A 13,247-nucleotide genomic window follows, 5' to 3' on the forward strand; every position below is an offset into this window, starting at 1 on the left:
ATAACACAATAGGCAGAGCAGTAAAAGATTCGTAATCGCTCCACAACAAATGCGTTATTGACATTACATGCAGCCACCTTGGAGACTGCACCACGCGCCGTGCTCGTCGGCGGTGAGAACCACAGGACCATCTTCTGTGATGGCAATGGTGTTCTCGAAGTGGGCGGCACATAGGTGATCGCGAGTAGAGACCACCCAACCGTCCGCTCCCGTGGAAACGTGATTGGAGCCCAAGGTGATCATGGGCTCGATGGCAATGACCATACCCGCACGAAGGCGCACGCCCCTCCCCTTCTTACCAAAGTTGGGAACGTTAGGCTCCTCATGCATGTCACGGCCAACACCATGACCTACATAATTGCGCAGGACGCCAAATCCATGAGACTCGGCAAGTGATTGAATTGCATAGCCGATATCCCCAATGGAGTTACCGGGCACTGCCTGCTTGATGCCTGCGATCAAACAGTCGCGTGTAACCTGGCACAAGGTCTGTGCCTCGGCAGAGGGAGTTCCACAATAGAACGTCCACGCGTTATCCCCTACCCAGCCGTCGACGACAGCACCAGTGTCAACCGACAAAATGTCGCCATCGCGCAAGATGACATCGGGATTGGGAATCCCGTGAACCACCTGATCATTAACAGAGGCGCAGATGGTTCCAGGAAACCCACCGTATCCCTTGAAGGCAGGTTTGCCCCCATGCATACGGATAATCTGTTCTGCCAGCTGATCGAGCTCGAAGGTGGAAACGCCAGGGCGCACCATGGCTCCAACATGGCGGAGCGCCATCTTAGATAGCGCTCCAGCCTTTTTCATCTCTTCGATTTGTGCCGCGGTCTTGATCTTGATCATAGACTGAGAACGTCCTTGACCTCGTTATAAACGACATCGGCATCGCGATCGCCGTCAACGACCTTCAAGATGTTCTGTCCACGATAGTACTCAACCAGCGGGCTGGTGTTCTTCTCGTAGACATCGAGACGGTTCTTGATGGTCTCAGGCTTATCGTCGTCGCGCTGATACATCTCGCCACCGCAGGTGGGGCACACGGTATCGGAAGCGGTACCGGTGTAGCCGCAGTCACGGCAGGTGCGACGCGAAGACAAACGTCCGATGATAACATCGCCAGGAACGTCCACCAGCAGGGCACAGTCAAGAGAGCGGCCCATAGCAGCGAGCTCGGAATCGAGCGTCACGGCTTGAGCGGTGTTGCGCGGGAAGCCATCGAGGATGAAGCCCTTCTGGGCATCGTCGGCAGCAAGGCGCTCCTTGACCAGATCGATCACCAACTGGTCGGGCACAAGCTCGCCAGCATCCATGTACTTCTTGGCCTGAACTCCCAGCTCGGTACCACCCTTGACGGCAGCACGAAGCAAGTCGCCCGTGGAGATGTGAGCGACGCCAAACTCGGCAACAAGACGCTGAGCCTGCGTGCCCTTACCGGCACCGGGTGCTCCCAAAAGTACGAGATTCATGAGATGCTCCTTCTTCGAGTTATTTAAAGAACCCGTCGTAATCGTACATCTTCATCTGGCTCTCCACCTTAGCGATGGTATCGAGAACGACGCCCACCATAATAAGGATGGAAGTACCGCCAAAAGCACGGATCAGCGTGTTGCCGGTGAAGCTGAACACAATCGAAGGCACAATGGCGATAATTGCCAAGAAAATGGCAGAAGGCAGGGTGATCTTGGACAGCGCGTTCTTGATGTAGGCAGCGGTAGCGCGACCCGGGCGCACGCCAGGGATAAAGCCACCCTGCTTCTGCAAGTTGTCAGCAGTATCCTCGGGATTGAACACCATAGAGGTGTAGAAGTACGCAAAGAACACGATGAGCACGACGTTAAGCACCCAGTTGAGCCAACCAGAAGACAGCGCGCCAGCGACAACCTGAATCCAAGCCACACCGGGGAAGAACACAGCGATCTGCGCCGGGAAGTACAGAAGTGCACTCGCAAAGATGATGGGGATGACGCCCGCCGTATTGACCTTAATAGGAAGATACGTGGACTGGCCGCCCATCATACGACGACCGACAACGCGCTTGGCATACTGCACCGGAATACGACGCTGGCCACGCTCAATGTAGACGATCAGCGGAATGACGATCAGGATAACGACGCAAACGATAACGGTCATCAGGATGCCGCTGTTTCCGTTCTCAACACTCGAGTAGATCGACTGAGGCAGGCCCGCCATGATGTTGGCGAAGATGATAAGGCTCATGCCGTTGCCGATACCGCGCTGAGTGATGAGCTCGCCCATCCACATGATGAGCATAGCGCCGGCGACAAGCGTACCCACGATCACGATATCGAAAATGATCTCGGGAGCATCGGCGCCGTTGAAGCTGATACCGAAGCTCTTGAACAGGAACAGATAACCGATCGAGTTCAGAATCGCGAGAGCAAGCGTGAGATAACGCGAATACTGGGTGATCTTGGTCTGACCGACCTCGCCTTCACGAGCAAGCTCGTGCAAAGACGGCACCACGGCCTGAAGCATCTGAAGGATGATCGAGCTCGTGATGTAGGGCATGATGCCCAAAGAGAACACCGATACGTACGCCAAAGCGCCACCGGAGAACAAGTTCAGCAGGGCCATAGCACCCGAAGCCACCGAGGTACCGGTATTCGAGAAAAGGCCCGTTATCCCCTGGAAGGGGATACCGGGCACGGGAATGTGCGCACCGAGACGGTACAGCACAAGCATGGCGATGGTGAAAATGATCTTGCCGCGCAGCTCTTTGATAGAGAATGCGTTTTTAAGACCAGTTAGCACGGCAGCTCGACCGACCCTCCGGCGGCCTCGATCTTAGCCTTGGCAGAAGCCGAAGCCTTGTCGACCTTGACCGTGAGTTTCTTGCTGATCTCGCCGTTGCCGAGCACCTTGACGGGCTCGAACTCGCTCTTGATGAGGCCAGCGGCCTTCAGAGCAGCACCGTCGACCACAGCGCCATCCTCGAAACGGGCATCGAGAGCGGAGATGTTAATCGGGCTGTACTCGATACGACGGGGATTGCGGAAGCCGGGGAGCTTAGGCAGACGCATCGCGAGCGGGGTCTGGCCACCCTCGAAGCCAGCGCCCTTGGTACCACCGGAACGGGAACCCTGGCCGTTCTGACCACGGCCGGCAGTGGTGCCGTGACCGGAAGAATTACCGCGACCGACACGCTTACGCTTGTGCGTAGAGCCCGGTGCGGGAGTAAGATCGTGAAGCTGCATTGCTACTCCTCTACAATCTCGACAAGGTGCTTGACCTTGAAGAGCATACCGCGAACGCTCTCGTTATCAGTGATCTCGCGCTCTTCACGGATCCTGTGAAGACCGAGGGCGCGAACGGTCTTAACCTGATCGTCCTTGCAGCCGTTAGTGCTGCGAATCTGACGAATCTTGATGGTGTTAGCCATTCCTACTTCACCTTCCCGGTAAACATCTCGGAAACGGTGATACCACGACGAGCGGCGACATCCTCGGGAGCGGAGAGCTCCTTGAGGCCCTCGCAAGCGGCCTTGATGATGTTCAGACCGTTATCGGTACCGAGAGACTTGGACAGGACGTTCTTGATGCCGGCAAGCTCGAAGAGGGGACGCACTGCGCCACCGGCGATAACGCCGGTACCCTCGACAGCGGGCTTGATAACGATGCGGCCAGCACCGAAGTGACCCTCGACCTCGTGAGGAATGGTGCCATCCTCGGTCACGGGCACGTGGAACATGTTCTTCTTGGCGTCCAGGGAAGCCTTGGAGATGGCCAGGGGCACCTCAGCGGACTTGCCCATGCCAAGACCAATATTGCCCTTGCCATCGCCCACGACAACGAGAGCGACGAGGGACATGCGGCGACCGCCCTTGACGGTCTTGGAAACACGGTTGATGAAAACGACGCGCTCCTCGAACTCGGAGGCCTCGCGCTGCTTTTGATTACGAGCCATGTGCTACAAACCTCCTAGAACTTGAGACCAGCGGCGCGAGCGCCGTCGGCGAGGGCCTTGACGCGGCCGTGATAGATGCGGCCACCGCGGTCGAAAGCGACGGTAGTGATACCGGCCTCGAGAGCGCGCTTGGCGACGAGCTCGCCAACCTTCTCGGCAGCCGTCTTGTTCGAGGTGGTCATGCCCTCGAACTCAGCCTCGAGCGTCGAAGCGGAAACCAGGGTACGGGAACCCTCGGTATCGTCGATGATCTGGGCGTAGATATTGGCGTTGGTGCGGGTAACGCGCAGACGCGGACGCTCGGCAGTGCCCGAGACCTTACCGCGAACACGACGCTGACGACGCTTGAGACCCGCCAACTTCGCCTTATGCTTATTCATGCTGAATACTCCTTAGAAGTCAGTGCCGACACCTAACGGGGTATCGGACTTGCGCATTAGGTGGGACCTACTACTTAGCGGCCTTACCGAGCTTACGACGGATGTGCTCGCCAACGTAGTGGATACCCTTGCCCTTGTAAGGCTCGGGGGCGCGCTTGCTGCGGATCTCCGCGGCAACCTGGCCGACCTGCTGCTTGTTGATGCCCTTAACGTTGATGTGCGTGTTATCGGGCACCTCGAAGGTGATGCCTTCGGGAGCTGCATAGTTGACGGGGTGAGAATAACCGAGGGACAGCTCGAGGTCTTTGCCTTTGAGCTGGACACGGTAGCCGACGCCGGCGAGCTCGAGGCCCTTGGTGTAGCCCTCGGAAACGCCCACGACCATGTTGTGGATGAGGGCGCGGGTGAGGCCGTGCATAGCGCGGGTCTCACGCTCGTCATCGGGGCGGGAGACATGCAGGGTGTCGCCCTCGACCTCGATGGTCAGCTTCTCATAGAAATCATTCTCAAGGGTGCCCTTGGGACCCTTGACGGACACGTGAGTGCCGTTGACTGCCACTTCGACTCCAGCGGGAATCTGGACAGGCTTATTACCGATACGAGACACGGTGATCTCCTTTTCCTTCTACTCGCCGAATCAATTACCAGACGAAAGCGATGATCTCGCCGCCGACACCGTTAGCACGGCAGTCGCGGTCGGTCATAACGCCCTTGCTGGTAGAAACGATCGCGGTACCAAGACCACCGCGGACGCGGGGGAGGTCCTTTACGCCGGCGTACTTGCGCAGACCGGGCTTGGAGATACGGCGGATGCCGTTGATGACCTTAGCCTTCTTGGGACCGTACTTGAGGGTGATGTGCAGGGTCTTCTGGGGCATGGTGTCCTCCACCGTGTAGCCCTCGATGAAGCCCTCCTCGTAGATGACACGAGCGATCTCCACGAGCTTCTTGCTGCTCGGCATGGAGACCGTGGCCTTGTTCGCAGAGTTCGCGTTACGAATACGCGTAAGCATGTCTGCGATCGGGTCTGTGACGTTCATGCAGATTCTCCTTCGTTCTTGATGAACACGTGCAGTGGTTCTCCCTCGCCCATAGCGATTGAGCCTACCTCGCACGTTCTTCCTTGCATTGCGGCTGCACACCGCATGCACTGGTAGTGACTTACCAGCTGGCCTTCTTGATGCCGGGAAGCTCGCCCTTCAGTGCAAGCTCACGGAAGCAGACACGGCACAGGCCGAACTTGCGGTAAACCGAATGCGGACGGCCGCAACGCTGGCAACGGCTGTACTTGCGCGTCGAGAACTTCGGCTCACGGCTGCACTTGACGATCATCGATGTCTTAGCCACTTATTTCCTCCTCACATTGAGTATTGTTCGCTCCGCGGCGGGCACGCGCGTCTTGCACGTGCCCGCCGGCATCGGAGCAGATGAACCTATTTCTTGAACGGGAACCCGAAGGCGTCGAGAAGGGCCTTGGCCTCTTCGTCGGTCTTCGCGGTCGTCACGATGGTGATATCCATACCACGCTGATGATCGACGGAATCGAAGTCGATCTCGGGGAAGATGAGCTGCTCGGTAACGCCCATGGAGAAGTTACCACGGCCGTCGAAGCTCTTAGCGGAAATGCCGCGGAAGTCGCGGATACGGGGGATCGCCACAGAGGTCAGACGATCGAAGAACTCCCACATGCGGTCGCCGCGCAGAGTGACCTTGGCGCCGATGGGCATACCGGCACGCAGGTGGAAGGTAGCGATGGACTTACGAGCACGGGTCACCATCGGCTGCTGGCCAGTGATGGCGCGCAGGTCGCGGACAGCGCCCTCGATTGCCTTGGAATCGGTAGCGGCCTCGCCGACACCCATGTTCACGACGATCTTCTCGAACTTCGGGATCATCATGACATTCTCGTACTGGAACTTGTCGTGCAGAGCCTGCTTGACTTCGTTCTGGTACTTGGTCTTGAGACGCGGGACGTACTTCTCTTCAGCCATTGTTCACTCCTTCATGGGGTTTTAAGCATGGGGCTTGGCCACGCAACTCACCAACCGTGAGCTGCGGGTTGTCCTCATGCCTCCTGTCGTACGACATGCCCTTATGGCTAAAAGTAGGCATGACGAAACCTCGACAGGAGCCGACAAAACAGTCGTTACTATACGCGTGTTTTGCCGCCTGTGCCACAAAAAGGTTTATAAGCAGGTGAAATCCACATATCCGCAACGTGCCGCATCGGTCGCGGGCGACTGGTGGCGAGCAGCAGACGGCGGCTCTCCTTTCGTTTACCGCGACTCTGTCCGAAGCCCGATTTCCCGTCAATGCAAAAACGGGTCTCTAAAACGACCGCCTAAAACGGTTGCCTAAAACGACTGCCTGAAAACCTCTCCAATAACGGCTGCCTGAAACGGCTACTAAAACGGCTTTCTCTTTTATTTGCACTCCGTCCCCGCCGCCGGATGACTGGCGGAGATTCTAACGTTCCCGAAATGACTGGCGGATATCGCGCTTTTTCCGATGCCGGGCGGAAATGACCGGCGGAAATACTAACGTTTCCGAAATGACTGGCGGAGAATCACTCGCTATCCGGCTAAATTCGTCACTAAAACGTACACAGACCCGCCAATCATCGAAAAACGAATGAAAAACCGCCAGTCGTTCGGGGGCAGAGGGACAGAAAAACGTATCCGGATCCGCCGCTCGTTCTCAAACGAAAAAAATCCGCCAGCCATCTGCTGCAGGAACCGCAAAACACACTCAAAGCCGTCAGTCGCCTCTCCTTCTCCCGTCTCGGTACCCATCAGGAGCCTCTGTATCAAATGGATGACAACCGGACCAGGCACCCCTAAGACGATCAACAGAAGCGTTACTTTGAAAGATGAGCCACACCTAAGACCCGCACGCGATCCAGCACAACCCGGGCGGCAAGCCGCCGCTCCGAAAGATAAGCCCTATTAGCAACCGTAAAGAGCTCTTTCATGCCAGGCAAAATAGGCCGCTTCAAGCAACACGTCATCGGCTCTCAAAGGGGAATGACGCCCCAGCGTTTACACAAATGCTCGCGCTCGCCGCGCATTCACTCTCCGACATGCGTCTTTATGAAAAAGAGCTGTATTTATCCATGCTGCAAACCGAACACCCAGCAAACAACCGTGAGCAAATCGCACGAAACAGGACATTGACCAGCGCTGTTAGTTTTTGGGGAGATATTGCAGAAAAGCCGTCCAGTTATTTGGAAGACAACGGGGAAAATCGCTGAATACGACCGCATATGCTCCTTAAAAAACTCCAGACTCGAGGGGCGATCATGAACAGCAGAAAAGCAGAGCTGCGGCTCGCGGCGCAATTCGAAGACGCCATCGCGCGCGGGGCATGTCTGGCTCCCGCTATGCAGCGCGACTATCAGCTGCTCAAAAGGCGAATGAACCAGAAAAAGGTCGTAGAGCCACGGCACGGAGTATTCGCGCCTGTCGACTGCTGGAACAAGCTCGGTGATCGGCAACGCTATCTCCACGTCCTGCGAAGTATGGCCGCAAAACATCCGGATTGGGTGTTTTGCTCGTTTAGCGCTGCTGTCATCCAAGGACTTGCGGTGTCGAAAAAGCAGCTTCGCGCAATCCACATTGCCTCTCCAGCCAATCATTGCGGAGAGGCGCCAACTGGTGTGGTCCGCTATCGTCCGTCTCAGCTCTCGGTCGTCACCATCAATGGACTTAAAACTACCCCAGAGGTCGAGACGGTCTTTTGCTGCGCCGCACGCGGAGGTTTCTCGGAAGGACTGATTGTTGCCGACTCTTTTCTGCGAAACAACAACATGGATAGCAGGCAGTTGTACACCCAGTTTCTATGCATCGGAAAAAACAGACCCGGCAAAGCATGTGCGCTCAGAGTTGCTCGCTACGCCGACGAAAGATCAGAGAACGGTGGGGAATCGAAAGCGCGCGCCGTAATGATCGAAGGCGGATGGGAAACGCCCGATCTACAGGTTGAAATCGACGATCCCGAGCATCCAGGAAACCCCTATCGTGTCGATTTCCTCTGGTCCCACCTCACAAAACCCGTTATCGGCGAGCTCGATGGGCTCGAAAAATACCGCGCAGCCAAGACAGAAGATGACGAACAACACGCGCTCAACGTCATGATGCGCGAGCGGCAACGCGAATCACGTCTTTCATTAGCAGGCTTCACGGTCATGAGGTTCACCATGGAAGACGTGAACGTACCGGAACGTCTCTATAGAAAAATGGAACTTGCGGGCATTCCAAGAATCCCATTGAGCGATTCTCTCCGTCTTGGTGCCCCCGGTGACAGTCTCTGAGCGCGGAAAATGAAACCAGGCGGCGAACCTTCCATCGTTTTTTTAAAAAACGATTCTCAGGTCGCCTCTTCTCAGTCAGCGAGCCGAAAAAAATTGACAGGAAACGCGAGCCCCGGAGCTTGGCCCTCTTGCTTAAACTGCTCAATTTTTCGTGCTCACGGTGCTCATTTCCCGATGATCACTCGGACCACTTCTTAGTGAACATCAACAGACGTGAGTCCGCCCGCCGTGCTGCGGCAGCTCGTGCAGGCGATGAGCTCCTCCTGGAGGCGTGAGTCCGCCCCCAATGAATAGCGATTTTACATACAATCGCAAATGAATGGCGATTTCTCGAACAAAAAATGGCGGAAAACAGTCGTTTAATGCACCGTTTTCCGCCAGCCATTTAGAAAAGACGCGGATTTCCGCCAGCGATTTTGCCAGCCAGTCCAGAACAAACGAAAAGCCGCCAGTCGTCCGCCGCGGCAACCCAAAACGCATCCAGAACCGCCAGGGATTCCACTGCGGCAACTCAAAACGTATGCAGAACCGCCGGGCATCTTCCCCTTGTCCACCTCGGCATCCATCCAGGACATTACCGACGAATGAGTGGCGGAAATTCATACGTTTTCGAAATAAGTGGCGGAAACTCGCACACTATTCAGCAGGTTCCCTCCCGCAAACGCATGCAGATCCGCCATTCGTTCTCAAACGAAAGAAAACCGCCAGTCGTCGAGAAGCACGCAGGCTTCCGGCCGCCAACTCACGGCGGCCAACTCCCGATAGGCCTCGAGAAGCACACGGCGCAGCACTGGCCATCACAAAGCGCACGAATACCTGCCAGCTGCCCGCCATCGGGCAGAGTGCCGGATGCATCGCCGCAGCGAGGCATCGCAGCAAATGGCGGGCCGCAGCCTAAATCCGCCCGGTGCCAGCGCTACTCGGACGCCTTCTCCTCACGGGGAAGTACAAGATTCAAAATGACCGCCACAACGGTCGCCACAGCAATGGAGGAAGTGCCAAACACAGTATTGACCCATGCGGGAAAACCGGCGCCGGCGAGCGCGCCAACAGACTGCTCGATACCGACGCCAAAAGCAACCGCTAGGCCCATGAGCGTACAATCACGGCCGGATAGCCCCTCGCGCGCGAACATGACCACACCGTTCATGCCAATGGTTGCGAACACGCCGATGGTAGCGCCGCCAATAACGGGCTGCGGAATAGACGTAAGCAGCGCTGCAAACTTAGGAAGCAAGCCGCCGGCAAGCAAGACGAGGGCAGCAATGGTGAATACCACGCGATTCACAACCTTGTTCTCGGCGATGATGCCCACGTTCTGGCCGTACGTGACCGTGGGAATGGTGCCAAACAGCGCAGCCACGGCGCCCACGGCGCCGGTTGCAACCATGCCACCGGAAAGCTCAGCATCCGTTGCCTCGCGATCAAGACCCGCAGAGGACACGGCCGAAAGCTCGCCCATGACTTGCACGACATTGACGATAGAGACCACGCCAATCATGGCACAAGCAGCGGGGTCGAAAACAATCTTGTACGGCAAGATGGTGGGCAGCGCAAACCAGGCCGCCGTGCCCACACCGGAAAGATCGACCATACCCATAAGAGCAGCGATGACAAATCCCGAAATGATGCCCAAAAGAATACCACCGAGCTTGAGCGTGCCGCGCGCGTAGTTGCCCACGGCAAAGGTAACGACAAAGGTCGCGATGGCGACGATCCAATTGGAAAGGTCACCAAAGCCAGCGCTCCCCTGTCCGCCAGCCATGGACTTAACGGCAACGGGACATAGCGACAAACCGATAACAAAGATGACGGTTCCCATCACGACAGGCGGGAACAAGAAGCGCAGGTGGCGAAACGCCAGGCCGAACACGACAACAAGCAGACCGCCAACAAGCTGCGCTCCAAGCACGGCCTCAAAGCCCATCTCGACACCGATAGCCTGAAACGCCGGAACAAACGTAAAGCTCGCGCCCATGACGATGGGCAGGCCCGATCCAATGCGGCCAAACAGCGGAAACTGTTGCAAAAGCGTATCCACCGCAGAGAGCACGAGAGCCGCCTGGATGATACGGGCCTCCTCGGCAGCAGAAAAGCCGCAGACCGATGCCACGATGATGGCAGGCGTGACGATTGCCGCAAAAGCGGCGAGAACGTGCTGGAGAGCCAAAGGAATGGCCGTGACGGGCGACACATGGCCGCGAGGCGTGAACAGCGCGTCTTCTTCTGGAGTGGAAACATCTGCCATGGAGCGAGACCTTTCACGAGGGGGCAGTGCAATGGGTTGGATTATATACTGAGCTGCCCCTTGGTCGCCCCAGCTGTACACATCGCCAGGCGCTTCAAGGTTTCTCGAAAAATCGAGCGGCGCCCGCAGTTGCCACAACCCGAACGCCCGCCATGCGAATCGCACCGTTTTGAGCGGCCGGGCGCCGGCCTCGAGTTCGCATCCGCTCGCCGCGGCACTCGGCATTATGCAGTAAACGGCCACTTCCCCGCCGCTATAGCCATCATGGCTTGCGGAACAGCAAACTCGTCTACCGATCCGATATGCCAGCGCGCGGCAGCAGCAGCGCGGGGCGTAGCGTTTGCCACGGCCACCGAGTTGGGAACGTGTTCGAGCATCTCCAGGTCGTTGTCGGCATCACCGAATACAACAACCTCATCAAGCGAGACATCTAATTCACGACAGATAATGTCGATACCCGTCGCCTTGCTGTACCCCACCGGCACCACATTCATAAACCCTGCCATGGGGGTGTTAAGACCAAGGCGCGGCACCACCGCTTCAAGGCGCTCCATAAGCGCCTGCGTACCTTGAACGTCCGCATCGACAAAAACGTTTGCCTTGACCACAGGAAAATCGGGTACGGCGTCCACGGACGTGATATGAGCTGCATACGAGGGAAAAATGGGAGCGAGGACATCGCGCTCGCCCTCCACCAAAAAGACTTCCGCTCCCTTGAAGCAAATCATACCGGCGCGCGGCACCTCGCGCACGGCAGCAGCAAGTTGCGCCAAGCCCTCGTGATCAAGATACTCCTCGTGCACGAGCTTTCCCGCGGCATACACTTGCATACCGTTCGTGGCAAGAGCCGTTGCCACACATGCCTGGTCGCCAGCAAAGGCGGGTAGAATCGCCGGAAGGGCCCGGCCGCTTGCAGGGCCTACAGCAAGACCGGCATCGAGCAGGGCATGAAAGGCCTCTACGACGCAATGATCAACCTCCGCATTCCCCCGCGGAAGAAGCGTTCCATCGATATCGCTCAGCACAAGTTTGATGGCCATACATTCCCTCTCGACGCGAATTGCACAAATGCCATGCGCAACTCTAGCGCGCATCGGAGCCCAAAACAACGCACGGCATGCTGCAAGTCTTAAAGCCAGACAAAATCGCCTCAGGACCACGCTCTTCGTACACCGGCGAGCACTGCCGAGCCCCTATACTCAAACGCGCAGGCAACACAGACCCAAAAGGAAACGTCATGCAGCCCTATATCATCGGTATCGCCGGCGGCTCGGGTTCGGGCAAATCAACCTTCATCAACAAGATTGAAGGACGCTTTGGCGATAAGATAGCGACCCTTCACTACGACAACTACTATCGCGAGCAGGCCGGCGTTGCCTTTAAGCAGCGCGCGGCAATGAACTACGATCATCCCGATTCGCTTGAGACCGATTTGCTCGCCAAGCATCTCGAGGAACTCAAACGTGGACACGCAATCCAAAGTCCTGTGTACGATTTCTCCCAGCACAATCGCCTTGATAAGACCGTCGAGGTTCAGCCGCGGCCGGCGATTCTCGTCGAAGGCATCCTCCTTCTTGCCGACAAGCGCCTGCGGGACCTCTGTGATGTGACGATCTTTATCGAGGTAGACGCCGACGAGCGCATCCTGCGTCGAATCCGACGCGACATGGCGGAGCGAGGGTGCTGCTTTGAGGGCGTCATCGATCAATACCTAACATCGGTAAAGCCCATGCACAATCGCTATGTCGAACCCACCAAGGCACTGGCCGACATCCTCACCAACGGAGAGCCAAGCGACGCTGTCCTCGACCTCATTTCCATGAAAATCGATGGGATGCTCAGCCACGCGGCAGAAAATTAAACGAATTGGCAAAAAAGTACTTGCACGTTCAAATACATTCCCGTATAGTTCTTTTCTGTTGCTTGGGGGCGTAGCTCAGCTGGGAGAGCGCTTGACTGGCAGTCAAGAGGTCAGGGGTTCGATTCCCCTCGTCTCCACCACTTGTAACGTCTAAGGTCTCAACTTCGGTTGGGACCTTTTTTGTTACCCGCTCAGGGGATCGAACCCTCTCGCCATCTCTATATTCCAAATGAAGCAGATAATCCCATTTAGCGCGGTCGATATGCAATCTAAATGGGATTATCTGCTTCATTTGGAAAGGGATACCCCGGTGGCGCACGAGGTGCGGTCGCGCGCCATCGGGGCCGCACGCCGAGGCGGAGACGGTCGCCGGAGCGCGACCACGCACCGAGATGGGAACGGGCACCGCAGCCGCACGCGGCGCGGGGCCGCCTGTCCAAAGCTCAATAAACTCGTTTCAAAATCGCGCGAACGCTTAAGACGCATGCGCGCCATTCGAGCGTACGCATGCTCATT

The 13,247-nt window shown here is 57.0% G+C and carries 17 protein-coding genes and 1 tRNA gene; 4 read left to right on the forward strand and 14 right to left on the reverse strand.

The window, feature by feature from the left end; all coding sequences use genetic code 11:
• Positions 1-63: 63 nt before the first annotated feature.
• The 11 genes from map to rplE form a co-directional block, all read right to left on the reverse strand.
• Positions 64-852: a type I methionyl aminopeptidase gene (gene map, locus BQ9843_RS06725; RefSeq protein WP_075844411.1), complete on the reverse strand. Its 789-nt coding sequence runs from the start codon at positions 850-852 to the stop codon at positions 64-66.
• Complete coding sequence (locus tag BQ9843_RS06730) at positions 849-1,475, reverse strand: adenylate kinase (protein WP_075844412.1); 627 nt, start codon at positions 1,473-1,475, stop codon at positions 849-851. Before BQ9843_RS06730 ends, map begins: the two co-directional genes overlap by 4 nt.
• Before the next feature lie 19 nt (positions 1,476-1,494).
• On the reverse strand, positions 1,495-2,781 hold the full coding sequence (gene secY / locus BQ9843_RS06735) for a preprotein translocase subunit SecY (RefSeq protein WP_022386609.1): 1,287 nt from the start codon (positions 2,779-2,781) through the stop codon (positions 1,495-1,497).
• Positions 2,775-3,224, reverse strand: a complete 450-nt coding sequence (rplO, locus tag BQ9843_RS06740) for a 50S ribosomal protein L15 (protein ID WP_022386608.1) — start codon at positions 3,222-3,224, stop codon at positions 2,775-2,777. The genes secY and rplO overlap by 7 nt, the downstream gene beginning before the upstream one ends.
• Positions 3,225-3,226: 2 nt before the next feature.
• Complete coding sequence (gene rpmD, locus BQ9843_RS06745; protein WP_022386607.1) at positions 3,227-3,409, reverse strand: 50S ribosomal protein L30; 183 nt, start codon at positions 3,407-3,409, stop codon at positions 3,227-3,229.
• A 2-nt stretch (positions 3,410-3,411) separates the two neighbouring features.
• Positions 3,412-3,933: a 30S ribosomal protein S5 gene (gene rpsE, locus BQ9843_RS06750; protein ID WP_075844413.1), complete on the reverse strand. Its 522-nt coding sequence runs from the start codon at positions 3,931-3,933 to the stop codon at positions 3,412-3,414.
• Between the two features lie 14 nt (positions 3,934-3,947).
• Entirely contained in the window at positions 3,948-4,313 is a 366-nt protein-coding gene (gene rplR, locus BQ9843_RS06755; RefSeq protein WP_022386605.1) for a 50S ribosomal protein L18, read from the reverse strand.
• A gap of 70 nt (positions 4,314-4,383) precedes the next feature.
• The gene (rplF, locus tag BQ9843_RS06760) at positions 4,384-4,920 is read right to left on the reverse strand and encodes a 50S ribosomal protein L6 (RefSeq protein ID WP_022386604.1); all 537 of its coding nucleotides are present in this window, start codon (positions 4,918-4,920) and stop codon (positions 4,384-4,386) included.
• A gap of 34 nt (positions 4,921-4,954) precedes the next feature.
• The gene (gene rpsH, locus BQ9843_RS06765; protein WP_022386603.1) at positions 4,955-5,353 is read right to left on the reverse strand and encodes a 30S ribosomal protein S8; all 399 of its coding nucleotides are present in this window, start codon (positions 5,351-5,353) and stop codon (positions 4,955-4,957) included.
• Positions 5,354-5,474: 121 nt separating this feature from the next.
• Entirely contained in the window at positions 5,475-5,660 is a 186-nt protein-coding gene (locus BQ9843_RS06770) for a type Z 30S ribosomal protein S14 (RefSeq protein ID WP_022386602.1), read from the reverse strand.
• 86 nt (positions 5,661-5,746) lie between these two features.
• Positions 5,747-6,304: a 50S ribosomal protein L5 gene (gene rplE, locus BQ9843_RS06775; RefSeq protein ID WP_022386601.1), complete on the reverse strand. Its 558-nt coding sequence runs from the start codon at positions 6,302-6,304 to the stop codon at positions 5,747-5,749.
• A gap of 1,055 nt (positions 6,305-7,359) precedes the next feature.
• Here rplE and BQ9843_RS08890 point away from each other — a divergent pair.
• Positions 7,360-7,563: a hypothetical protein gene (locus BQ9843_RS08890; protein ID WP_040221060.1), complete on the forward strand. Its 204-nt coding sequence runs from the start codon at positions 7,360-7,362 to the stop codon at positions 7,561-7,563.
• 48 nt (positions 7,564-7,611) lie between these two features.
• The gene (locus tag BQ9843_RS06790; protein WP_075844415.1) at positions 7,612-8,622 is read left to right on the forward strand and encodes a PDDEXK family nuclease; all 1,011 of its coding nucleotides are present in this window, start codon (positions 7,612-7,614) and stop codon (positions 8,620-8,622) included.
• Positions 8,623-8,826: 204 nt separating this feature from the next.
• Here the strand turns inward: BQ9843_RS06790 and BQ9843_RS08675 are convergent, their stop codons facing one another.
• The 3 genes from BQ9843_RS08675 to BQ9843_RS06800 all read right to left on the reverse strand — a co-directional run bounded on the left by BQ9843_RS08675 (position 8,827) and on the right by BQ9843_RS06800 (position 11,910).
• On the reverse strand, positions 8,827-9,225 hold the full coding sequence (locus BQ9843_RS08675; RefSeq protein WP_143327644.1) for a hypothetical protein: 399 nt from the start codon (positions 9,223-9,225) through the stop codon (positions 8,827-8,829).
• A 313-nt stretch (positions 9,226-9,538) separates the two neighbouring features.
• Positions 9,539-10,870 carry a uracil-xanthine permease family protein gene (locus BQ9843_RS06795; protein WP_075844416.1) on the reverse strand — a complete coding sequence of 444 codons (1,332 nt, stop codon included), beginning with the start codon at positions 10,868-10,870 and terminating at the stop codon, positions 9,539-9,541.
• 224 nt (positions 10,871-11,094) lie between these two features.
• Positions 11,095-11,910 (reverse strand): HAD family hydrolase, encoded by an 816-nt coding sequence (locus BQ9843_RS06800; RefSeq protein ID WP_075844417.1) that lies wholly within the window; start codon positions 11,908-11,910, stop codon positions 11,095-11,097.
• 197 nt (positions 11,911-12,107) lie between these two features.
• On the opposite strand from BQ9843_RS06800, the gene udk reads away from it, so the two are divergent.
• Both udk and BQ9843_RS06810 read left to right on the forward strand, forming a co-directional pair.
• On the forward strand, positions 12,108-12,731 hold the full coding sequence (udk, locus tag BQ9843_RS06805; protein ID WP_075844418.1) for a uridine kinase: 624 nt from the start codon (positions 12,108-12,110) through the stop codon (positions 12,729-12,731).
• Positions 12,732-12,795: 64 nt separating this feature from the next.
• Positions 12,796-12,871: transfer RNA gene (locus BQ9843_RS06810), tRNA-Ala, on the forward strand.
• Positions 12,872-13,247: the final 376 nt, after the last annotated feature.

Source organism: Collinsella bouchesdurhonensis (genome assembly GCF_900155365.1).
GTDB lineage: Bacteria > Actinomycetota > Coriobacteriia > Coriobacteriales > Coriobacteriaceae > Collinsella > Collinsella bouchesdurhonensis.

Coding starts and splice junctions, on each gene's coding strand:
- map (WP_075844411.1), bottom strand. CDS start 852: ATGATCAAGATCAAGACCGCGGCACAAATCGAAGAGATGAAAAAGGCT.
- BQ9843_RS06730 (WP_075844412.1), bottom strand. CDS start 1,475: ATGAATCTCGTACTTTTGGGAGCACCCGGTGCCGGTAAGGGCACGCAG.
- rplO (WP_022386608.1), bottom strand. CDS start 3,224: ATGCAGCTTCACGATCTTACTCCCGCACCGGGCTCTACGCACAAGCGT.
- rpmD (WP_022386607.1), bottom strand. CDS start 3,409: ATGGCTAACACCATCAAGATTCGTCAGATTCGCAGCACTAACGGCTGC.
- rpsE (WP_075844413.1), bottom strand. CDS start 3,933: ATGGCTCGTAATCAAAAGCAGCGCGAGGCCTCCGAGTTCGAGGAGCGC.
- rplR (WP_022386605.1), bottom strand. CDS start 4,313: ATGAATAAGCATAAGGCGAAGTTGGCGGGTCTCAAGCGTCGTCAGCGT.
- rpsH (WP_022386603.1), bottom strand. CDS start 5,353: ATGAACGTCACAGACCCGATCGCAGACATGCTTACGCGTATTCGTAAC.
- rplE (WP_022386601.1), bottom strand. CDS start 6,304: ATGGCTGAAGAGAAGTACGTCCCGCGTCTCAAGACCAAGTACCAGAAC.
- BQ9843_RS08890 (WP_040221060.1), top strand. CDS start 7,360: ATGCTCGCGCTCGCCGCGCATTCACTCTCCGACATGCGTCTTTATGAA.
- BQ9843_RS06790 (WP_075844415.1), top strand. CDS start 7,612: ATGAACAGCAGAAAAGCAGAGCTGCGGCTCGCGGCGCAATTCGAAGAC.
- BQ9843_RS08675 (WP_143327644.1), bottom strand. CDS start 9,225: ATGAATTTCCGCCACTCATTCGTCGGTAATGTCCTGGATGGATGCCGA.
- BQ9843_RS06795 (WP_075844416.1), bottom strand. CDS start 10,870: ATGGCAGATGTTTCCACTCCAGAAGAAGACGCGCTGTTCACGCCTCGC.
- BQ9843_RS06800 (WP_075844417.1), bottom strand. CDS start 11,910: ATGGCCATCAAACTTGTGCTGAGCGATATCGATGGAACGCTTCTTCCG.
- udk (WP_075844418.1), top strand. CDS start 12,108: ATGCAGCCCTATATCATCGGTATCGCCGGCGGCTCGGGTTCGGGCAAA.